This is a genomic window from Rhodopseudomonas sp. BR0M22 (assembly GCF_010907035.1).
Lineage (GTDB): Bacteria > Pseudomonadota > Alphaproteobacteria > Rhizobiales > Xanthobacteraceae > Rhodopseudomonas.
Genome location: NZ_QUMK01000050.1, coordinates 21,767 through 41,986, shown reverse-complemented (window position 1 = coordinate 41,986; position 20,220 = coordinate 21,767). Strand labels below are relative to the sequence as shown.

Annotated in this window: 17 protein-coding genes; 9 read left to right on the top strand and 8 right to left on the bottom strand. The window is 66.5% G+C overall.

Annotated features, from left to right (window positions below; all coding sequences use genetic code 11):
• Window positions 1-43 precede the first annotated feature (43 nt).
• From DY468_RS16580 to DY468_RS16555, 6 genes are all read left to right on the top strand, one after another.
• Window positions 44-2,374: a xanthine dehydrogenase family protein molybdopterin-binding subunit gene (locus DY468_RS16580; RefSeq protein ID WP_164605900.1), complete on the top strand. Its 2,331-nt coding sequence runs from the start codon at window positions 44-46 to the stop codon at window positions 2,372-2,374.
• A gap of 201 nt (window positions 2,375-2,575) precedes the next feature.
• Window positions 2,576-3,184 (top strand): LemA family protein, encoded by a 609-nt coding sequence (locus DY468_RS16575; RefSeq protein ID WP_164605899.1) that lies wholly within the window; start codon window positions 2,576-2,578, stop codon window positions 3,182-3,184.
• Between the two features lie 4 nt (window positions 3,185-3,188).
• Window positions 3,189-4,115 carry a TPM domain-containing protein gene (locus DY468_RS16570; protein ID WP_164605898.1) on the top strand — a complete coding sequence of 309 codons (927 nt, stop codon included), beginning with the start codon at window positions 3,189-3,191 and terminating at the stop codon, window positions 4,113-4,115.
• Window positions 4,116-4,128: 13 nt separating this feature from the next.
• Window positions 4,129-4,626, top strand: coding sequence for a TPM domain-containing protein (locus DY468_RS16565; protein ID WP_164605897.1), 498 nt, complete (start codon window positions 4,129-4,131; stop codon window positions 4,624-4,626).
• 97 nt (window positions 4,627-4,723) lie between these two features.
• A complete protein-coding gene (locus DY468_RS16560) occupies window positions 4,724-5,164 on the top strand; it encodes an RrF2 family transcriptional regulator (protein ID WP_164605896.1) in 441 nt (146 codons plus the stop codon).
• Between the two features lie 10 nt (window positions 5,165-5,174).
• Entirely contained in the window at window positions 5,175-6,065 is an 891-nt protein-coding gene (locus DY468_RS16555; protein WP_164605895.1) for an NAD(P)/FAD-dependent oxidoreductase, read from the top strand.
• Window positions 6,066-6,098: 33 nt separating this feature from the next.
• Here DY468_RS16555 and DY468_RS16550 read toward each other — a convergent pair whose 3' ends face one another.
• Window positions 6,099-6,710 (bottom strand): glutathione S-transferase family protein, encoded by a 612-nt coding sequence (locus DY468_RS16550; RefSeq protein ID WP_164605894.1) that lies wholly within the window; start codon window positions 6,708-6,710, stop codon window positions 6,099-6,101.
• 209 nt (window positions 6,711-6,919) lie between these two features.
• On the opposite strand from DY468_RS16550, the gene DY468_RS16545 reads away from it, so the two are divergent.
• A complete protein-coding gene (locus DY468_RS16545; protein ID WP_164605893.1) occupies window positions 6,920-7,888 on the top strand; it encodes a hypothetical protein in 969 nt (322 codons plus the stop codon).
• A gap of 156 nt (window positions 7,889-8,044) precedes the next feature.
• On the opposite strand, the gene DY468_RS16540 is transcribed toward DY468_RS16545, so the two are convergent.
• The 3 genes from DY468_RS16540 to putA form a co-directional block, all read right to left on the bottom strand.
• Window positions 8,045-8,818 carry a ferredoxin--NADP reductase gene (locus tag DY468_RS16540; protein WP_107343581.1) on the bottom strand — a complete coding sequence of 258 codons (774 nt, stop codon included), beginning with the start codon at window positions 8,816-8,818 and terminating at the stop codon, window positions 8,045-8,047.
• Between the two features lie 315 nt (window positions 8,819-9,133).
• Complete coding sequence (locus DY468_RS16535) at window positions 9,134-10,342, bottom strand: CaiB/BaiF CoA transferase family protein (protein WP_164605892.1); 1,209 nt, start codon at window positions 10,340-10,342, stop codon at window positions 9,134-9,136.
• A gap of 163 nt (window positions 10,343-10,505) precedes the next feature.
• Window positions 10,506-13,514, bottom strand: a complete 3,009-nt coding sequence (putA, locus tag DY468_RS16530; protein WP_164605891.1) for a bifunctional proline dehydrogenase/L-glutamate gamma-semialdehyde dehydrogenase PutA — start codon at window positions 13,512-13,514, stop codon at window positions 10,506-10,508.
• Between the two features lie 144 nt (window positions 13,515-13,658).
• Here putA and DY468_RS16525 point away from each other — a divergent pair, with 144 nt between their 5' ends.
• The gene (locus DY468_RS16525; RefSeq protein ID WP_164605890.1) at window positions 13,659-14,303 is read left to right on the top strand and encodes a hypothetical protein; all 645 of its coding nucleotides are present in this window, start codon (window positions 13,659-13,661) and stop codon (window positions 14,301-14,303) included.
• Window positions 14,304-14,373: 70 nt separating this feature from the next.
• Here DY468_RS16525 and DY468_RS16520 read toward each other — a convergent pair whose 3' ends face one another.
• The 4 genes from DY468_RS16520 to DY468_RS16505 form a co-directional block, all read right to left on the bottom strand.
• Window positions 14,374-14,616, bottom strand: coding sequence for a hypothetical protein (locus DY468_RS16520; protein ID WP_164605889.1), 243 nt, complete (start codon window positions 14,614-14,616; stop codon window positions 14,374-14,376).
• 198 nt (window positions 14,617-14,814) lie between these two features.
• Complete coding sequence (locus DY468_RS16515) at window positions 14,815-16,593, bottom strand: adenylate/guanylate cyclase domain-containing protein (RefSeq protein ID WP_502706233.1); 1,779 nt, start codon at window positions 16,591-16,593, stop codon at window positions 14,815-14,817.
• 93 nt (window positions 16,594-16,686) lie between these two features.
• Window positions 16,687-17,790, bottom strand: a complete 1,104-nt coding sequence (locus tag DY468_RS16510; protein ID WP_164605888.1) for a YcjF family protein — start codon at window positions 17,788-17,790, stop codon at window positions 16,687-16,689.
• The gene (locus tag DY468_RS16505; protein WP_164605904.1) at window positions 17,787-19,256 is read right to left on the bottom strand and encodes a YcjX family GTP-binding protein; all 1,470 of its coding nucleotides are present in this window, start codon (window positions 19,254-19,256) and stop codon (window positions 17,787-17,789) included. The genes DY468_RS16510 and DY468_RS16505 overlap by 4 nt, the downstream gene beginning before the upstream one ends.
• A 244-nt stretch (window positions 19,257-19,500) precedes the next feature.
• Between DY468_RS16505 and trhA the strand changes: the two genes are divergently transcribed.
• Complete coding sequence (gene trhA / locus DY468_RS16500; protein WP_164605887.1) at window positions 19,501-20,196, top strand: PAQR family membrane homeostasis protein TrhA; 696 nt, start codon at window positions 19,501-19,503, stop codon at window positions 20,194-20,196.
• Window positions 20,197-20,220: the final 24 nt, after the last annotated feature.

The window sequence follows — 20,220 nt, the reverse complement described above, 5'->3', positions numbered from 1 at the left end:
CTCCGCTAAAACTGTGGCCAAGCAAGCAACAAAAGGAAACGGCATGAACATTCTCCCCGGCTCCATGCGGTTCGGTGCGGGCCAGCCCGTCAAGCGTCTCGAGGATCAGCGCCTGCTCACCGGGCACGGCGGCTATCTCGACGACAAGGCCGCCGATGGCGCACTGTGGCTGGTGGTGATGCGCTCCCCGCATGCACACGCCGACATCGTCTCGATCGACACCGAGGCGGCGAAGGCGATGCCGGGCGTGGAAGCGGTGCTGACCGGCGCCGATCTCGTCGCCGACGACATCGGCACCATTCCGACGCTGCCGATCTTCAAGCGACCCGACGGCTCGCCGATGGCGCTGCCGCTGCGCCGGCTGCTGGCGCATGAGAAAGTCCGCTTCGTCGGCGAGCCGGTCGCCGCCGTGGTCGCGACTTCGCAGCTTGCCGCGCAGGCGGCGATCGAGGCGATCGCGGTCGAATACCACGAACTGCCGGCGGTGACCGACCCGACCGCGGCGATCCAGCCCGGCGCGCCGGCGGTGTGGGCGGAGACGCCCGACAACATCGTGGCGGCGATGAGCTATGGCGATGCCGCCAAGGTCGATGCCGCGTTCGCCAGCGCCGCCCATACCGTGTCGCTCGATCTCGTCAGCCAGCGGCTGATCCCCTCGGCGATGGAGCCGCGCTCGACCATCGCGGAGATCGAGAAGAAGACCGGCCGGCTGATCCTGCACGTCCAGTCGCAGACACCGGGCGCGACTCGCGACACCCTTGCCGACGCCATTCTGAAGCGGCCGAAGGACAGCATTCAGGTGCTGGTCGGGGATATCGGCGGCGGCTTCGGCCAGAAGACCGGCGTCTATCCGGAAGACGCGCTGGTCGCTTACGCGGCGGTGAAGCTGAACCGCAAGATCCGCTGGCGCGGCGACCGCACTGACGAATTCGTCGGCGGCACCCATGGCCGTGACCTGACCTCGACCGCCTCGCTCGCGCTCGACTCCAAGGGCAAGGTGCTGGCCTATCGCGTCACCTCGATCGGCGGCACCGGGGCCTATCTGGCCGGCGCCGGCGTGATCATTCCGCTGGTGCTCGGCCCGTTCGTGCAGACCGGCGTGTATCACCTGCCGGTGGTGCATTTCGACATCAAGGCGGTGATGACCCACACCGCGCCGGTCGGCGCCTATCGCGGCGCCGGGCGGCCTGAAGCGGTGTACATCGTCGAGCGGCTGATGGACGCCGCCGCGCGCAAGCTCAATATGGACCCGCGCGCGATCCGCAAGGTCAACTACATCAAGCCGTCGCAGCTGCCCTACACCAATGCGGTCGGCCAGGTGTACGACAGCGGTGCGTTCGCCCACATGATGGACCGCGCCGCCGAGCTGTCCGACTGGGACGGCTTCAAGGCGCGCAAGAAGGCGGCGCAGAAGAAGGGCCTGCTGTACGGCCGCGGCGTCACCAGCTACATCGAATGGACCGGCGGCCGCGCCCACACCGAGAACGTCAAGCTGCACGCCACTGCCGAAGGCCGCGTGGTGCTGCATTCCGGCACCCAGGCGATGGGGCAGGGGCTGGAGACCACCTACACCCAGATGATCGCTGCCGCGCTGGAGATTCCGATCGACAAGATCGACGTCGTCCAAGGCAATACCGATCTGGCGGTCGGCTTCGGCAGCGTCGGCTCGCGCTCGCTGTTCGTCGGCGGCACCGCGGTTGCGGTGGGAAGCGCCGACATGATCACGAAGGCGCGCGAGAAGGCGGCCAACATTCTCGAAGCCTCGATCGAGGACATCGAGTATTCGGGCGGCATGCTGACCATCGCCGGCACCGACCGCAAGATCAGCCTGTTCGAGATCGCCGCCAAGGAGAAGGGCGCGCGGCTCAGCGTCGACTCCACCGGCGAAGTCGATGGCCCGAGCTGGCCGAACGGCGCGCATATCTGCGAGGTCGAGGTCGATCCGGAGACCGGCGTTTCCCGCGTCGTGCGCTACACCACGGTGGACGATGTCGGCAATGCGGTGAACCCGATGCTGGTCGCCGGCCAGATCCATGGCGGTGTCGCCCAGGGCGTCGGCCAGGCGCTGTACGAGAACGCCGCCTACAACGACGATGGCCAGCTGCTGACCGCGAGCTATCTCGACTACTGCATCCCGCGCGCCGACAATCTGCCGCCGATCAACGTTACGCTCGACCCGTCGGCGCCGTGCAAGACCAATCCGCTCGGCGCCAAGGGCTGCGGCGAATCCGGCGCGATCGGCGGCCCGCCCTGCGTGGTGCACGGCGTGCTCGACGCGCTGGCCCCGCTCGGCGTCACGGCGCTGAACACGCCGCTGACCCCGGAAAAGGTCTGGCGCGCGATCCAGGACGCCAAGGCCGCGGTCGCAGCGTAAAGCCGAGCCGCATCGGACATGTGATGCCCGCGCTCGTCGCGGGCATTCGCGTGTTCTGGGGGCACACAGCAAGACGGAGCGGGCCCGGCCACAGCCGAAATCGTCGGTGGCGGCGCGCGAACCACCGAACCAGTACGGCGTTATACCGACCAATCGGAAACGGCGTCTGCTATGCTGCGCCGCTTCGTGGGGGAGAGATCGATGCGGAAGTTTCTGTCGGTGCTGGCGGCGCTCGCCGCGCTCAGCCTGAGCAATTGCGGCTACAACACCATCCAGAGCGAAGACCAGGAGGTTAAGTCGACCTGGTCGGAAGTGGTCAACCAGTATCAGCGGCGCGCCGATCTGGTGCCCAACCTCGTCAACTCGGTGAAGGGCTTCGCCCAGCAGGAAAAGGACGTGCTGCTCGGCGTCACCAACGCCCGCGCCAAGGTCGGCAGCATCCAGGCGACGCCCGAGGTGCTCAACGATCCGGCCGCGTTCCAGAAGTTCCAGCAGGCGCAGGGCGAACTGTCGAGCGCGTTGTCGCGGCTCTTGGTCGTCACCGAGAACTATCCGCAGCTCAAGTCGGACGAGCTGTTCAAGAACCTGATGGCGCAGCTCGAAGGCACCGAGAACCGCATCACCGTGGCGCGGAATCGCTATATCAAAGCGGTTCAAGCCTACAACGTCACGGTCCGCTCGGTGCCGACCAATTTCACCGCGATGATGTTCGGCTATCATGAAAAGCCGAACTTCACGGTGGAGAACGAGAAGGAGATCTCGACCGCGCCGAAGGTCGATTTCACCCCGGCGCCAGCCCCGGCCAAGTAAGCCGATGACCGCGGCGACGATGCGCGCCGTCCGCGCCGGATTGCTGGCGCTGCTGCTGATCGTGATCACGGCGGCGTTGGCGCCGTTCGCGCGCGCCGACGTGGCAGTGCCGGCGCTGACCGGCCGCGTCGTCGATCAGACCGGCACGCTGTCCGATGGTGCGGTGGCGCGGCTCGACCAGAAGCTGAAGGCGTTCGAAGCCCGCAAGGGCAGCCAGATCGCTGTGCTGATCGTGCCCACGACGCAACCAGAGGCGATCGAACAGTTCTCGATCCGGGTCGCCGAAGCCTGGAAGATCGGCCGCAAGAAGGTCGACGACGGCGCGATCCTGCTGGTCGCCAAGAACGACCGCAAGCTGCGCATCGAGGTCGGCTACGGCCTTGAGGGCGCGCTGCCGGACGTCACCGCCAAGCGCATCATCGACGAAGTCATCACGCCGAAGTTCAAGGTCGGCGATTTCGAGGGGGGCATCGAGGCCGGCGTCGATCGGATGATGAGCGTGATCGACGGTGAACCGCTGCCGGCGCCGGAGCCGCAACACGAATGGTCGGCGCCGGAATCGATGGATGAGCTGACCGGCTGGGCGATCCCGTTGTTTTTCGGCACGCTGGTGCTCAATGGCCTTCTGAAGGCGTTGCTCGGTCGCGCCGCTGCCTCTGCGGTCGGCGGCGTCTTGGTTGGCGTGGTGGCGCTGCTGTTCGGCCTCGCTTGGTACATCGCGCTGGTCGCCGGCTTCGCGGCGTTCCTGCTCACATTGTTCATCGACACTTTCGGCGGGCCGACGATCTCTTCGGGCGGCCGCCGAGGATCGTCCGGCGGCACCTGGTCGGGCGGCAGCAGCGGTTCGTCGTGGTCGAGCGGCTCGAGCAGCGGCGGCTTCAGCGGTGGGGGCGGCAGCTTCGGCGGCGGCGGCGCCTCGGGAAGCTGGTGAGGAGGTACAGGCGATGGGTATCCGGCGGATCGGCAAGCATCTGTTCACCAGCCGCGGCAAGGTTCACCGCGCGTTTTCGCCGTCTGCGTTCGACACGATCGAGCGCGCCATCAAGGACAGCGAGACCCGCCACGTCGGCCAGATCCGCTTCGTGGTCGAAGGCGCGCTCGACGGCGCACCGCTGTTCCGCGATCAGCCGGCGCGGGAGCGCGCGCTCGACATCTTCTCGCAGCTTCGGATCTGGGACACCGCGCACAACAACGGCGTGCTGATCTATCTGCTGCTCGCCGACCGCGACGTCGAGATCATCGCCGATCGCGGCATCGACGGTCGCGTCGACGCCGCGGCTTGGGAGGCGATCTGCCGCGAGATGGAGGCCGAGTTTCGCGAAGGCCGGTTCGAGCAGGGCGTGCTGCGCGGCATCGACCGCATCACCGCGCACTTGGCCGAGCACTTCCCACGCAGCGGCCCGGGCCCCAACGAACTCTCCGACGCACCGGTCGTGGTGTAGACGGCGCAGCACCTCGGCTCGCCGCAGAAAAGCTGTCTTCGGCAAAGCCGAGACGTGGCCCTTGCATCTGCGACTAATTCGTAATATTTGAAGTTACATGAAACGAGACAGTCGCCTGTCCTCGGTGTTGCACGCGCTGCTGCATATGGCGGAGCGCGGCGAGCCGATGACCTCCGAAACCCTCGCCGCCTGCATGTGTACCAACCCGGTGGTAGTGCGGCGGACGATGGGTCTGCTGCGCGACGCCGGACTGGTCGCCTCTGCGCGCGGCCCGTCCGGCGGCTGGCAGATCGTCGCCGATCTGAACGCGGTCTCCTTGCGCGATCTCTACGATGCGCTCGGCGAGCCGACGGTGTTTGCCATCGGCAACCGCCACGAGGCGCCGCAATGTCTGGTCGAACAGGCGGTGAACGCCGCGCTCGACGACGCTTTCGCCGACGCCGAAGCGCTGCTGCTGGATCGGCTCGGCAAGATCACGCTGGCCAGATTGTCGGCCGACTTCAACCGCCGCCACGCCGCGCATCGGTCGCGCGCCTGAGGGAGTTCACATGCACCACGACGTCATCGTCATCGGCGGCTCTTACGCCGGAATGGCGGCCGCGCTTCAGCTCGTTCGTGCGCGCCGCAGCGTGCGGGTGATCGACGCGGGCCTGCGCCGCAACCGCTTCGCCGCGCATTCGCACGGCTTCCTCTCACAGGACGGCGCCGATCCGGCGGCAATTGCCGCGACCGCGCGTCATCAGCTTCAAGCCTATCCGACGTTGAGCTGGGTCGACGACACCGCACGCGCCGCGAGCGGCCGCAAAGACGCGTTCGTGGTCGAGACCGGCGACGGCGCGCAACATCATGCGCGCCGGCTGCTGTTCGCCACCGGCGTCTCCGACACGCTGCCGGCGATCGAAGGGCTGCAGGAGCGATGGGGCGACAGCGTATTTCTCTGTCCGTATTGCCACGGCTATGAACTCGATCGAGGCCGCATCGCAGTGGTCGCCACCGGGCCGATGTCGCTGCATCAGGCGCAACTGCTGCCGGAATGGGGCGAGGTGACGCTGTTCACCAACGCCGCACTCGAGCTCGACGATGCAGGGCGGGACGATCTCGCCGCGCGGGGCGTTGCGATCGACGAGACACCGATCGCGCGGATCGAAGGACGTGCCGACGTCGTGCTGAGCGACGGACGGACACTGCCGTTCGCCGGCATCTTCACCGCGAGCCGCAACGCGCCGGCGACGCCGATCGCGCAAGCATTGGGATGCGCGCTCGCCGAAACCCCGTTCGGCACCCAGATTCAAACCGACGACGGCAAACAGACCAGCGTGCCCGGCGCGTTCGCGTGCGGCGATGCGGCGCGACTGCCGCACTCGCTGTCTCTGGCGATCGCCGATGGTGCCTGGGCCGGCGCCGGGCTGCACCGGTCGCTGGTGTGGCCCGACGCGTGAGCGCGCTGCCGAGCGCTCACGCAGGGCGAAGCGCTACGCCTTCGCCGACGGTCGCGCGTCGATGCGCTTGAACCACTCGGCGATGTTGGTGTTGGCCGGATCGAGCGGCTGGCCGACCTTGGCGCCGAAGTCGAGCCAGCCGTAAAGCAGCAGATCGGCCAGCGTCAGCCGTTCGCCGCAGACGTACTGCTTGCCCTCGATCTGCTTGTCCATCCATTGCAGCCGGTCAGCCGCCATCTTCTTCAGCCCGGGCGCAGCTTCCGGCACGCACACCATCCGGTCCTGAAACATCTTCAGGCCTTCGGCGAAGCGGAAGCCGTTGAGCAGCGGCTCGCAGATGTAAAGGTCGATCCGCCGTGTCCACATCCGGCATTCGGCACGCTCTTCCGCTGTGGTGCCGATCAGCGGCGGCTGCGGATGCTTCTCCTCGAGATATTCGCAGATCGCGGTGACCTCCGCCAAGAAGCTGCCATTGTCGAGTTCGAGAGTGGGCGTCTGGCCGTGGGGATTGCGCACGAGATGTTCGGGCTTTCGATTCTCGCCGGCGCGGACATCGAGCGTTTGGGTCGGAATCGTCAGGCCCTTCTCGGCGATGAACATCCGCACCAGGCGAGGATTGGGGCCGATCGAATCGTACAGCTTCATGGTCGTCTCCCTGATCGGCGCTTGGCTGCGCCTTGTGATCATCGATCTGTCCTAGCGCGGGACACCGTGCGGTGCAAAGCCGTGCGGTGCGAATTTTTGTGCGCGCTCTTCACGATTCGTGAAATTTCCGTAACCGTCGGGTGAAGTAACGATTTCGCAAGTAATCACAGTTAGCGATTAGTAGCAGATTGATCCGGAGGATGAGAGACGTGGACGAGCATCGCAACGAGCCCATCGGCGAACAGCAGACCGGCGCGGCCGCCGCGGCCGACGGAGCGCAGTCCGCAGGCGTCCCCAACGAAAGCTCGGCCACGACGCCCGCGACCGCCGCGGGAACACAGGCTGCCAAACGCGAAGCGTCTACGCCGGATGCGGTGCAGTCGCAAGCCGGGGCATCCGGCGGCAGCCGCGCCCGCCCCGGTACGGTGACCATCATGGCGCCGCCGCGCCACGAAGACTGGTATCGGCATTGGGACGACGAGATCGAAGTCGAAGCACCGGACGAGGCGAGCCAGTCCGCCGCCCAGCGTTTCGGCCTGCGTAAGCTGGCGGTTGTCGCCGCGGCGGTGATTCTCGCGGCGATCGCCGGCGCCGTCGGCGGCGCGCTCGCCACCGCCGGCCTGTCGCATCGCGGCGATACCGAGACCACCGCCGCGGCGGCCCAGGTCAAAACGCTCGACACGCAGGTCGCGCAGCTCAAGAGCGAGCTGACGGCGCTGAAGGCGGATCTCGATCACACCACCAAGCAGAGCTCGGCGCAGCTCGGCAAGACAGCGGATCGGGTCGAGAAGCTGGAGAAGGCGCAGGCCGAACCCGCCGCCAAACTGGCGAAGCTGACCGAGATGGTCGACAAGATGCGCACCGCGCAGGCGGCGCAGCCCGCAGCGCCGGTGAATGTTGCTTCCGTCGCGGCCAAGGACGCCAATGCCAAGGACGTCACCGGCTCGATCGCGCCGAAGCCGGAGCCTGCGAAGTCGCAGCCGGGCCGGCTGCCGACGATCGAAGGCTGGGTGCTGCGCGATGTGTATGACGGCGGTGCGGTGGTCGAAGGACGCTCCGGCACTTACGAAGTCTATGCCGGTGATCCGATCCCGGGCGTCGGTCGCGTCGATGCGATCCGCCGCCAGGACGGCCGCTGGGTCGTGGTTACCAGCCGCGGTCTGATCGTCGCCCGCTGATCGCGCAGCCTCATTCCTGAAACTTCAACGGCGCCGGCTGTGAGACAGCCGGCGCCGTTTTGATTTGGCTCTCCCGCAGAGCCTCGCAGAGTTGTTCAGGCGCGCGCCGGACGATAGCAATGAGTTGTCGCCGGCGCGCGATTTCCGAACGGCGCGTCAGCGCTCGACGAACGCCTTCTCGACTACGAAGTGGCCAGGCTCGCTGTGGTTGCCCTCGCGGAAGCCGCGCTCGCTCAGCATTGCCGGCAGTTCGGCGAGCATCGCCGGGTTGCCACACAGCATCACCCGGTCGGACTCGAGATCGAGACCAGATTGGCCGAGATCGTCGAACAGCTGGCCCGACGCGATCAGATCGGTGACGCGGCCGCGGTTGCGGAACGGCTCGCGGGTCACGGTCGGGTAGTAGTGCAGCTTGTCGCGGATCAGATCCCCGAGGAACTCGTGGTCGCGCAGGCCCTCGACCAACTGCTCGCCATAGGCCAGTTCGGGAATCTGTCGGCAGCCGTGAACCAGCACGATGGATTCGTAGATGTCGTAGATCTCTGGATCCTTGATCAGGCTGGCGAACGGGGCCAGCCCGGTGCCGGTCGACAGCAGCAGCAGCCGCTTGCCGGGGATCAGGTTGCCGGCGATCAACGTTCCGGTCGCCTTGCGCCCGACCAGGATCTGATCGCCTTCCTTGATCTGCTGCAGCCGCGACGTCAGCGGACCGTTGGGCACCTTGATGCTGAAGAATTCCAGCTCTTCCTCGTGATTGGCGCTCGCCATGCTGTAGGCGCGCATCAACGGCCGGCCGTCGACTTCCAGGCCGATCATCGCGAACTGGCCGCTCTGGAACCGGAATCCAGGGTCGCGCGTCGCGGTGAAGCTGAACAGCGTGTCGGTCCAATGCCGGACCGACAGCACCGTTTCGGTTTGGAATGCACTCATCGTCTTCTCCTCACCCGCAGATCATCTCCTGCGTCCGATGAGACGATGTCGCGGATATCGACCCCTTTTCGCAATTGCGAAATCGCACTCGCCGTCAATAAATTGCAAAATTTCCCGGAGGGCGCCGCCGAGAGGCGCGCCATGCTGATTTTTAGCCAATCCGAGCAATTTGTTTTCGGGCCCGAGGTGGCCCTCGCTGCCAGCCACGGGCCCCTTCGGCAGGAGGGCCCCTTATGAGGGCAATGTACGAATCCGGCGAAATCGAGGTCGATTTCGCGTGATGGACTTTGCGGCGCGCGGAGGGAGCGTCGCCTCCTAACCGACGGCGCCCGACGCACGCAGCGCCTTGATGGCGGCGTCGTCATAGCCCGCGTTGCGCAGCACTTCGTCGCTGTGCTCGCCGACGCCCGGCGGCTTGCGCGGCCGGGTCTTGGTGCTGCCTTCGATCCAGATCGGGCTGTTGATGGTGAGCGTGGTGTCGTTCTCGAACGGCACCAGCACTTCGTTCTCGATCAGCTGCTTGTCGGTGGTGATGTCGTCGAGAATGCCGACGACGCCGAACACCAGACCGGTGCCGTCGAGCGCCTTGCGCCAGTCGGCGAGATCGCGCGTCGCAAAGATCTCGTCGAAGATGCCGATCAGTTCGATCGAGCGCGCGTGGCGGTCCGCCTTGGTGGCGAAGCGCGGATCGTCGGTGAGATCCTCGCGGCCGAGGCACTTCGTCAGCGTCGGCCACTGCTTCTCTTCGTTGAGCAGCGACAGGATCAGCCAGCGGCCATCACGGCAGCGATAGTGATTGGCCACCGCGTTGAGGGCGCGCTCGCGCGGGCGCCGCGGCTGGAACTCGGCGCCGACCAGCTTGGCCTGCGCCAGCACGCTGGTCGACCACAGCCCGTTGGCCATCAGGTTCGACTTCACCTCGCTGCCTTTGCCGGTGCGTTCGCGCTTATACAGCGCGGTGACGATCGCGCCGAACAGCGACATGGCGCAGGGATGGTCGCCCATGCCGGCGACCGACCGCGCCGGCGTGGAGTCTTCGTCGGCACGCACCAGATCCATCATGCCCGAGCGGGCCCACCACGCGTTGCTGTCGAAGCCGGGCTTGTTGGCTTCCTCGCCGCGCTCGCCATAGCCGGTGAAGCTCGCATAGATCAGCCGCTCGTTCAGCGGCGCGAGGTCGGCGTAAGTCACGCCGAGTCGCGCCCGCACCGGCGGCGGGAAGTTGGTAATGAACACGTCGGCCTCGGCGACCAGCTTGCGCAGCACCTCCTTGCCCTCGGGTTTGGCGAGGTCGAGGGCGAGGCTGCGCTTGTTGCGGGCCTCCAGCATCCACGCGTAGTTCTGGTCGCTGATCGGATAGCCCGGCAGGTTCGGCAGGTTGCGATAGGGATCACCGGCGCCCGGCGGTTCGATCTTGATGACGTCGGCACCGAAGTCGGAGAGCACGGTAGCCGCTGCAGGCGCGGCAATGAAACTCGCGCAATCGAGCACCTTGAGGCCGCTGAAGATGCCGTTGTCGTCCATGCGCGTGAGCTCCCTGTGCTTTTGTTATTTCATTTTCCGGAAATTCGCGCGAAGGCATTGATCCGGTTTCTGCCGCATATGAACCGGGTTATCAGCACGATGCAATATTGGAACCTGCATGGAGGTCTTCCGACAGCGCGCACAGGTTTTTGGGCGACGACGGCTACTCGCCGTCCGTCAGCAAGGCCGCATTACCGCCGGCAGCCGCGGTGTTGATCGACACTGTTTGTTCCAGCGCGAACCGCGGCAGATAATGCGGGCCGCCGGCTTTTGGGCCGGTGCCGGACAGGCCGGAGCCGCCGAACGGTTGCACGCCGACCACGGCGCCGATGATGTTGCGGTTCACATAGACGTTGCCGGTGGGCAGCCGTGCGATCACGCGCGCGACCGTGTCGTCGATCCGCGATTGCACGCCGAGCGTCAGGGCGTAGCCGGTGGCAGCGAGGTCATTGAGGAGTTCGTCGAACTGTGCCGCCTTGTAGCGCACCACATGCAGGATCGGGCCGAACACTTCCTCGGTGAGTTGCGAAGAGCGGCTGAGTTCGAACACATGCGGCGCCACGAAGTTGTCGCTGGCCGGCGCGGTCCCGGCAAAGTGCAGCCGGGCCTCGCGCTTCATCCTGGCGATGTGCGCGTCGAGCTTGGCCTTCGCCGCGGCGTCGATCACCGGGCTGACATGCGTTGACGGATCTCGGGAATCGCCGACTTTCAGTTCGCGCGCCGCGCCGGCGATCATCGCGATCACCCGATTGGCAACGTCGTCCTGCACGCACAGCAGCCGCAGCGCCGAACAGCGCTGGCCGGTGGAGCGGAACGCGGAGGCGACCACGTCGTCGGCGACCTGCTCGGGTAGTGCGGTGGCGTCGACGATCATGGCGTTGATGCCGCCGGTCTCGGCGATCAGCGGCACGATCGGGCCGTCCTTGGCGGCGAGCGTCCGGTTGATTACGCGCGCCACTTCGGTCGAGCCGGTGAAGACGACGCCGGCGACGTCGGGTTGCTCGACCAGCGCCGCGCCGATACGGCCGTCGCCCTGCACCAGATGCAGCGCAGCCCGCGGCACGCCGGCTTCGTGCAGCAGGCGGATCGCAAGTTCTGCGATCACCGGCGTCTGCTCGGCGGGCTTGGCGACCACCGCGTTGCCGGCCATCAGTGCTGCGGTGATCTGGCCGAGCAGGATCGCGAGCGGAAAATTCCAGGGGCTGATCGCCACGAACACGCCGCGGCCCCGCAAGGCGAGCGTGTTGCGTTCGCCGGTCGGGCCGGGCAGGGTGACGGGCTCTTCGAACAGCCGGCGGCCTTCGCTGGCGTAGTAGCGGCAATAATCGATGGCCTCGCGCACTTCCGCCACGCAGTCGTCGAGGGTCTTGCGGCCTTCGTCCTGCAGCAGCGCAATCACTGCGGCGCGGCGCTGTTCCAGCAGATCGGCGGCGCGCTCCAGGATCGTCGCGCGGTGACCGGCAGAAGTCCGACTCCACGATGCGAAGCCGGCGTGTGCGGCGGCGATCGTGGCTGCGGCATGCTCCTTGGTCGCGGATGCGACTGTCGGCAGCGGTCTGCGCGCGCTGTCGATTTCGCCGAGCAGGGAGGTGAGTGCCGCACGGTCGCCGAATTCGATTCCGCGGGAGTTGATCCGGAGCGGCCGGTACATATCACGCGGCAACGGAATCACCGGATTGCGTGCATCCTCGGGGCGGCCGATCAGTGCCGCAGGTCGCGTCAGCAACTCGGCGACCGGAACGCTCTCGTCGCCCGCCTGCGCCACGAACGACGAGTTGGCGCCGTTCTCCAGCAGGCGCCGCACCAGATAGGCGAGCAGATCGCGATGGCCGCCGACCGGCGCGTAGATCCGGCACACTGCCTGCGGGTGTTCGGCGAGCAGCCGAGCGTACAGCGCTTCGCCCATGCCGTGCAGCCGCTGAAATTCGTAGCCGCCGCTGCCATCGGCCAGTTCCAGAATAGTCGCCACGGTCAGCGCGTTGTGGCTGGCGAATTGCGGGAACAGGCGTGGCCGCAGCGAAAGCAGCTTGCCGGCGCAATGCAGGTAGTTGAGGTCGGTCATCGGCTTTTTGGTGAACACCGGATAGTCGGAGAGGCCGCGTTCCTGCGTTCGCTTGACCTCGGTGTCCCAATAGGCGCCCTTCACCAGCCGCAGCATCACCCGCCGATCGAGTGCCTTTGCTAACTCGGCGACATGATCGATCACTGCGCCGGCACGCTTCTGATACGCCTGCACCGCGAGGCCGTAGCCGTCCCAGCCCGCGAGCGAGGCATCGGCGAAGCAGGCGGCGAATACCTCGAGCGACAATTCAAGCCGATCGGCCTCTTCGGCGTCGACCGTGAAGGCGAGGTCATGACTCTTGGCGAGCCGCGCCAGCTCGAGCAGCCGCGGCGTCAATTCCCGCAGCACCCGGTCGCGGCTGATCGCTTCGAATCGCGGATGCAGCGCCGACAGCTTCACCGAGATGCCTGGCCGCGCCGGCAGCGCGGCGTTGCCGGCGGAGCGACCGATCGCCGTGATGGCATCGGCATAGGATTGGAAGTAGCGCTCGGCATCCTCGGCGGTGCGGGCGCCTTCTCCGAGCATGTCGTAAGAGTAGCGTAGGCCTTCACTCGGATGCGCGTGTGCGCGGGCAAGTGCGGCCTCGATCGTCTCGCCGAGGACGAAGTGGTTGCCGATCAGCCGCATGGCCTGACGGGTCGCGGCGCGCACGGCCGGCGCGCCGATCCGCTTCGTCAATGCTGCGAGCGTGCCTTGCGGCGTCTCGCCGGCGTGGACCAGGCGGGCCGATACGCCGAGCGCCCACGCCGAGGCATTGACCAGCACCGCATCGGACTTGATCCGATGGTGCGCGAAATCGCCCTGGCCGAGCTTGTCTTCGATAAAGGCGTCGGCGGTCGAAGCATCCGGAATTCGAAGCAGAGCCTCGGCCAGCACCATCAAGGCCAGCCCTTCCTTGGTCGACAGCGCGAACTCGCGCAGCATCGCTTCGACGCCGCCGAAGACGTGCTTGGCGCTCCGGATTGCGATGATCAATCCGGTCGCAACATTGTCGATCCGCGCCTCACGGTCGGGCGTCAACGTGGCGGTGGCGAGCAGATCGGACGCCAGCGCGGCGTCGTCTGGTGCGTAAGCGGCGGCAAATGCGGGAAGCTGCGGTTCTGGCGGCATGGCGTTCGGTTCCCGAAGCCGGAGACAACTGTGGACGGCATGCATCAGCGCTGCGGGCAAATGCGATGCCCCCTGTCTGACATATTGGCACGGTCAGGCCGTGACGCTAGCTTCGCCTCAGCAACAGACAGGTTGGGGAACGGAATGAGGGCGAGACGCGGCAACTTCAACGCATGGCGTTTCGGCGCGCTCGCGGCGGCGGCGGTCACCGCTTGGGCTGCGGCGCCGGCTGGTGCGGCCGAGCTCAGCTCGCAGGTATCTTATCTTTATAGTTCGGTTTCGATCTTTCCGCCGACCGCGAAGGGCATGACGGTGTGCTACGGCTTCGTCTGCCGCCGCCGCTACGAGCTGGCGTTTTCGGCCGGCGATCGCGCCGCGCTGTCGCGGATCATGGCTGCCGGTAAGTCCTCGGCCGCGGCGGAACGGGCGGCGGTGCAGAAGGCGGTGGTATGGCTCGACCGCAAGCTCGGGCCGGTGCTCGGAACCGACAAGCGGATCGCGCGCGCCGACTTCCGTTACTTCGACGACAAACACAATTTCGATTGCTGGGATACGACCCGCAACACCACCAGCCTGCTGCTGGTGATGCAGCAATGGGGGCTGTTCAAGTATCACAGCGTCGGCGATCCGAAATATCGCGGCAACGTCCTGGTGCTGCAGACGCCGCACAACACCGCCGTGCTGACCGAGCGCGCCACCGGTGCCCAATGGGTGGTGGATATGTGGACTCGCGGTTATGCTCAGAGCCCGGAAGTGATGCCGGTGGATCAGTGGGTCAAGCTCGACTGATCCACGGGCGAGTCCGGCTCCGGTCCTGATCCGATCAGAACCGGAGCCTCGATCTTCGACGCGGGCAGCGTCAGTCGCAGACGTTGAAGGTGCGCCAGCGCCAGCCGTATGGCGTCGCGACCCGGCGGGTCACGTAGCAGTTGCCGTAGCCATAACCCACATAGCCGATGCCGATGGCTGGGCCGTGCCAGTGATGGTAGCCCCAGCCGTGGTGATGATGCTTCCATCCGCCGGCGGAGGCAGCGGTCGGAGCCAGCGCGACGGCACTCAGCGAAGCGGCGGCGAACAGTCCAAGAGCAATCTTGCGAAGCATGGTCGTTCTCCTCGAAATACGCGCGATGCGCGGTTCGTTGTTCGGTTCAAGTCTGCTTGGCCCGTCGGTGTCGGATCGGACCCGCCCATCGCCCGTTCGTCGCAAGCCGTCACGCACGGGTTCATGCCGTGCGCGCGGGTTTTTGTTTCCGCTGATGGGGATGATGGACCGTCGCCGCAGCGCGATCCTGCTGGCTGATCAGGCCAGCGTCAGTTCGCTGTCGTTCAGTGCCGAGGCCAGATCGGCGGAATGTTCGACCACGCAGACCAGCATCGGTTCGATGCGGCCACGGATCTCCAGCTCCAGCGTCGTGAGCGCCTGTTCGGACAGACCGGCGGTGGCGCGGAGTTCGTCCGACAGCAGCGTCTCGCAGCCGAGTGTCTTGGTCATGTCCTGCAGCCGCGATGCGACATTGACGGAGTCGCCGAGTGCGGTGAACACCATGTTGTCGCGATAGCCGATCTCGCCGAGCACCACTTCGCCGCCGTGGAGACCGATCCCGAACCGGATCGGCTCGGGCAGATCGTGGGCGATAAAACTGTTGAGTTCGTCGATCGCGGCGGCAATCGCGCTGACCGCGCGGATCGCATTGCGGCAGGCGTCGCGCGGCGTTTCGGTGAGGCCGAACAACGCCAGCATGCCGTCGCCGACGAACTGATTGGGCTGGCCACCGCAGGCGATGACGCTGCGCGACACGGCGCCGAGGAAGCGGTTCACGATGAACACCGTGTCGAACGGCAGCCGGCTTTCGGCCAGCTTGGTCGATCCGCGCATGTCGACGAACATGCTGACCAGATAGCGTTCCTCGCCGACCCGCGCCGCGCGCACCGCCTTGCGTGCGAGGGAGACATTGCGTGGCTGAAACACCGGCACGAAGCTGAGGTCGCGGTCCGGTCTGAGCTGGCAGGCGAGACGGATCGACGGATCGTCGCCAGTGCCGATCGAGGCGAGCACGAAGGCTTCGCGCGGTGAAGGCGGCGGCAGAGTCGCGGGATCGCCGAGCACGCGGATCCGGCAGGTCGAACAGCGGGCGCGGCCGCCACATGCCGAGGCGTGCGGAATGTTGTGGCGCTGGGTCGCCTCCAGCACGGTGAGGCCCTTCGGCACCCGGATGCTGCGCTCGCCGTCATAGGTCAGCCGGACCATGCCGCCGCGCCGTTCGAGCAACGCGCGTACCGCGCGGGCGATCAGCGCCAGGGCGATCAGGCCGAGATAGAAGATCAGGAAGTCGTTGCCGATCGCATCGAGGGTCTCCTGCTGTTCCGGCGTGCCGAGATTGGCCGGCGCGAGATTGTCGGCCTGCCATTGCGGCGAGGCGGCCTCGCGCGCGACGTCGCGGCCGCCCTGATAGAAGCCGAGCAGCGCCAGCGTCGGGATCAGAACCGCGGTGGCGAGCAGCCACGGCATCGCGCGGCGGAATGCCGGCTTGATCCGCAGCCAGACGTAGAGACCGATGCAGCCGTGGGTCCAGGCGATCAGCATCACCGCCACCATCAGCCATGCCCGATAGGACGGCGCGAGGACGAAGTAGTTGTACAACACCTGCGGATACAGCCGGTCCTGGTCGTACAGTGCGTTGCCGAGCCGCATCACGATGACGTGGCTGTAGATCAGCAGCGGGACCGACAGGCCGAGCAAAAGCTGCAGCGGCTCGAGTGTCTTCCAGCGGAACTGACGGCGCTGATACAGCGCCCACAGTCCGAGCCCGGCATGCACCGTCACCGAGCCGTAGAACAGGATCGCGACCGGCAGGAATTGCCAGATCTCCAGGTGCCACAGCACGCCGGCATGCAGCGCCTCCGGCGAGATGTTGCCGAGCGCATGGTTGAGGAAGTGGCTGAGCAGGTAGGTGAACATCACCAGCCCGCAGAACATCCGCACCTGCCGAACGCCGATGCGGTGAAGCCAGGCTTTCAGACCTTTGGGTTTGGCTTTCCGAGTCTTGGAGGAGCCGGCTGGGGCAGGAGACTGCTTCATCGATCAGTTGTCGAAGGAATAGCGGCCAGCGTCAACACGCTGTGTCCTCGGCAAATGCATTGCCGAACGTCTGCCCGGGGTGCCAGAGCGCCACTACTCTTCCTTCTCCCGCTTCTTCATCAGGTCCTTCACCAGGTCGCCGAGCTGCGGCCGGGGAAGGGCATCGAACGGGAGCGGGCGGGTGAGATCGATCGCGGCGAGGCCGAGCCGTGCGGTGAGCATGCCGTTGACCACGCCTTCGCCGAGCTTGGCCGACAGCCGCGAGGCGAGGCCGTGGCCGAGCACCGATTGCATCACGCTGTCGCTCAGCGCGATGCCGCCCGTGATGGCGAGGTGCGACACCGTCTGCCGCATCAGCTTGAACATGCCGAGGGCGCCGGGGCGGCCGCCGTAAAGCCGCGCGAGCTGGCCGATCAGCCGGGTCGCGGCGATCGCGACGAACAGCACGTCGATCAGCGCCTTCGGGCTGATCGCGGTCACCAGCGACACCCGCTGCGCGGCCTTCGAGATCAGCATCTTCGCTTCGAGGTCGAGCGGCGTCATCAGTTCGCGCTCGGCGAGCCGGATCAGATCGGCGCCGTCGATGATGTCGTCGATGTGCTTCTGCAGCGTGGCGCGGCCATGCGCGAGCTGCGGGTTGGGATGCTCGAACTTCAACAGCTCGCGGATGATGGCGCGGGCTTCGGCGCTGTTGTCGGTCTCCAGCACGCGCGCGGCGCGGGCGTGGAGCTGTTCGATCCGAGCCAGCCGGATCAGCCCGAACGCCTCGCGGCCGATGATGATCGCCAGCGAGCCGCCGGCCAGGATCGCCAGCACCATGCCGATGGTGCCGAGCGTCTGGCTCTGCGCGAACAGGTCCTCGACCAGCTTGCTGATCCACAGCCAGAACGCCAGCGACACCAGGCCGGTCGCAGCGCTCCAGAACAGCGTGCCCCAGCGAAAGCCCTTCTTCGGGCTGATGATGCTCTTGGGCGCTTTCGGCGCGGAGATCGGCGGCTCGGCCTCGCGGGCGAGTTCGACCCGTGCGCGCGGCGGCGGAGGAGCAGCGCCGGCCGCCGACGCGGCAGGCTTGGCGTCCGCTTTCGCGGACGGCTTGGCCGTATAGCTGCTGGCGCCGTCGTCGGAATCGATCAGCACTACGCTCGGGTCGGTGAGTTTGAACGTCGCCGGCCGGCGAGGAGGAACCCGCTCGGTCATTGCAGTCGGTCTCCGATCAGGAACTGAAGCGCCCGGTCGAGGCGGATGTGAGGCAGCGCCGGACCGTCGGGATCATGGCTGTCGAGCCGCGGCGGGCGGAAGCGCAAAAAGCGGAAGTCGGCGTCCTGGTGCGAGCCGGCGGCGAGCCCGCGGAAGGTGTCCTCGCCGCGGAACAGGCCCTGCAGATTGGTCGGCAGATCGCCCGGGAAGGTGGCGACCTCGGTTTCGCCGTCGAACACCTCTCCCTCGGCCATTTCGCCCATGATCGGGGTGCCGACGATCGATGGCAACCGGTCGCGTCCGCGCTGCACCTGGGCCTCCCGGGTGGCGCGCACCGCGGCCATCGCCACCACATCGACCTTGGCGCCGGCGAATTCGGCCCGCCGCATCGCCTGCTCGACCAGCTTGCGCAGGATCGCCTCGAGCCGGTCGTGGCTGGAATGGTGCAGGTGGTCGGCCTTGGTGGCCGCAAACAGGATCTTGTCGATCCGCGGCCGGAACACCGAGCTGAGCAGCGTCGAGCGGCCGACCCGGAAGCACTCGAGAATGCCGGTGAGCGCGGCTTCGAGATCCTGCAGCGCTTCGGGCCCGGCGTTGAAGGCCGACAGCGCGTCGGCCAGCACGATCTGGCGGTCGAGCCGGGCGAAGTGATCGCGGAAGAACGGCCGCACCACGGCGTCCTTGTAGGCTTCGAATCGGCGCCGCATCATCGCCCACAGCGAGCCGTCCGGCGCGATGCCGCCGTCCGGCACATCGAGCGGCGCGAAGGTCAGCGCCGGCGAGCCGGCGAGGTTGCCCGGCATCAGGAAGCGGCCTGGCGGCAGCAGGCTCATTGCGAACTGCTCGTCGCGACAGGCGCGCAAGTAAGCGGTGAACAGCCGCGCGGCTTTCAGGGTTTCCTGCTCGTTCTCGCGTCCCTTGGGATCGAGCGTGGCGAGATGAGCGTGCCATTCGCGCGCTACCCGGGCTCGCGGGTCCTGCCGCGACAGCGCCAAACTTTCGGCGGCCCAGCGCTCGTAGCTCTTGCCGAGCAGCGGCAGGTCGAGCAGCCATTCGCCCGGATAGTCGACGATGTCGAGCGTCAGCGTCTGCTCGGAGCCGTTCTTGCGCTGATAGTCGATCACCAGCCGCAACTCGCTGATGTCCACCGTCGAGCTCGGCCATTGCCGCTGTTCGATCAGCGTGGCGAGGAAGTTCTCATAGGCGAAACGTGGCACCGCATCGTCCGGCTGCGGTGCCAGCCGCGCCGTGGCGATCCGACCGGTCGACATTGATTCAAATATCGGAAACCGGCCGCCGCGGCACAACCCGTGGACGAGCGCGGTGATGAACACAGTCTTGCCGGCGCGCGACAGGCCGGTGACGCCGAGCCGGATCGTGGGATTGAACAGGTTCTCGCCGTAGTCCTTGAGCGCCCGCGCCGACAGCCACGCATCTTCGAGCAGATTGGAGAAGTTGAAGGCCATGCGAGCCAAGGTTCAATCGTCAGAGGTTGCCGGCGAAACTAACCGGAAACCACCGATTCGTGCGACAATGCGACCTGCCGGGCCGGTCTTGGCTTTGCCGCCTTTCGGGCGGAAAATTCGCGCTCGATCGGACGGCGACGGTGGCCGAGCGTATCACCTTGCGGGTATCGCATCGCCGTCCGTCGTCATGAATGCGCCAGATCAATTCGGATAAGGTGTTCTCGAACAGGGTGTTCGCTCCGCAATGACGATCTTCCGCCTCAAGCAAATCGTGTCGCATGCCAGAATCGACGCCAAGGGCGCGGTGCACTGGAACTACGATCGCGCCGAGCTGATCGCCGATGGCGTGGTGCATGTGCTGGGCCTCGTTGCCGGTTTGATCGCCGCGACCGCGCTCGTCACACTGACCGGCGTGTTCGCTTCCACGCCGACGATCGTCTCGGTATCGGTATATGTCGTCGGGCTGCTGGCGATGCTAGGCCTGTCGGCCGCGTATAATCTGTGGCCGGTATCGCCGCGCAAATGGCTGCTGCGGCGGTTCGACCATTCGGCGATCTACATTTTGATCGCCGCAACCTACACACCGATCATCAGCCAGATCAAGGATCAGATGTTCGGTCTGGCGCTGCTCGCCGGCGTCTGGGGCGTCGCGGTGATCGGCATCCTGCTCAAGCTGTTCAAACCCGGCAAATTCGACAAGCTGTCGGTCGGGCTGTACCTCGCGCTCGGCTGGAGCGGCATCATCGCCTACGATCAGGTGGTCGAGACGCTGCCCACCACGGCGATGTGGTTCCTGGCGATCGGCGGCCTGCTGTACACGCTGGGGGTGATCTTCCACGCCTGGCGGCGGCTGCGGTTCCAGAACGCGATCTGGCACGCCTTCGTGCTGGTCGCCGCCGGCTGCCACTACGTTGCGGTGATGGATCTGGTGCTGGCGTAGCGGTCGCCGGATCTTTCCGATAAG

Excerpts from the sequence above, each read along its gene's own strand:
- DY468_RS16510 (WP_164605888.1), bottom strand. The coding sequence starts at position 17,790 with ATGACCGAGCGGGTTCCTCCTCGCCGGCCGGCGACGTTCAAACTCACC.
- DY468_RS16565 (WP_164605897.1), top strand. The coding sequence starts at position 4,129 with ATGGGTATCCGGCGGATCGGCAAGCATCTGTTCACCAGCCGCGGCAAG.
- DY468_RS16555 (WP_164605895.1), top strand. The coding sequence starts at position 5,175 with ATGCACCACGACGTCATCGTCATCGGCGGCTCTTACGCCGGAATGGCG.
- DY468_RS16540 (WP_107343581.1), bottom strand. The coding sequence starts at position 8,818 with ATGAGTGCATTCCAAACCGAAACGGTGCTGTCGGTCCGGCATTGGACC.
- DY468_RS16560 (WP_164605896.1), top strand. The coding sequence starts at position 4,724 with ATGAAACGAGACAGTCGCCTGTCCTCGGTGTTGCACGCGCTGCTGCAT.
- trhA (WP_164605887.1), top strand. The coding sequence starts at position 19,501 with ATGACGATCTTCCGCCTCAAGCAAATCGTGTCGCATGCCAGAATCGAC.
- putA (WP_164605891.1), bottom strand. The coding sequence starts at position 13,514 with ATGCCGCCAGAACCGCAGCTTCCCGCATTTGCCGCCGCTTACGCACCA.
- DY468_RS16570 (WP_164605898.1), top strand. The coding sequence starts at position 3,189 with ATGACCGCGGCGACGATGCGCGCCGTCCGCGCCGGATTGCTGGCGCTG.
- DY468_RS16575 (WP_164605899.1), top strand. The coding sequence starts at position 2,576 with ATGCGGAAGTTTCTGTCGGTGCTGGCGGCGCTCGCCGCGCTCAGCCTG.
- DY468_RS16550 (WP_164605894.1), bottom strand. The coding sequence starts at position 6,710 with ATGAAGCTGTACGATTCGATCGGCCCCAATCCTCGCCTGGTGCGGATG.
- DY468_RS16580 (WP_164605900.1), top strand. The coding sequence starts at position 44 with ATGAACATTCTCCCCGGCTCCATGCGGTTCGGTGCGGGCCAGCCCGTC.
- DY468_RS16520 (WP_164605889.1), bottom strand. The coding sequence starts at position 14,616 with ATGCTTCGCAAGATTGCTCTTGGACTGTTCGCCGCCGCTTCGCTGAGT.
- DY468_RS16505 (WP_164605904.1), bottom strand. The coding sequence starts at position 19,256 with ATGGCCTTCAACTTCTCCAATCTGCTCGAAGATGCGTGGCTGTCGGCG.
- DY468_RS16535 (WP_164605892.1), bottom strand. The coding sequence starts at position 10,342 with ATGGACGACAACGGCATCTTCAGCGGCCTCAAGGTGCTCGATTGCGCG.
- DY468_RS16525 (WP_164605890.1), top strand. The coding sequence starts at position 13,659 with ATGAGGGCGAGACGCGGCAACTTCAACGCATGGCGTTTCGGCGCGCTC.
- DY468_RS16515 (WP_502706233.1), bottom strand. The coding sequence starts at position 16,593 with ATGAAGCAGTCTCCTGCCCCAGCCGGCTCCTCCAAGACTCGGAAAGCC.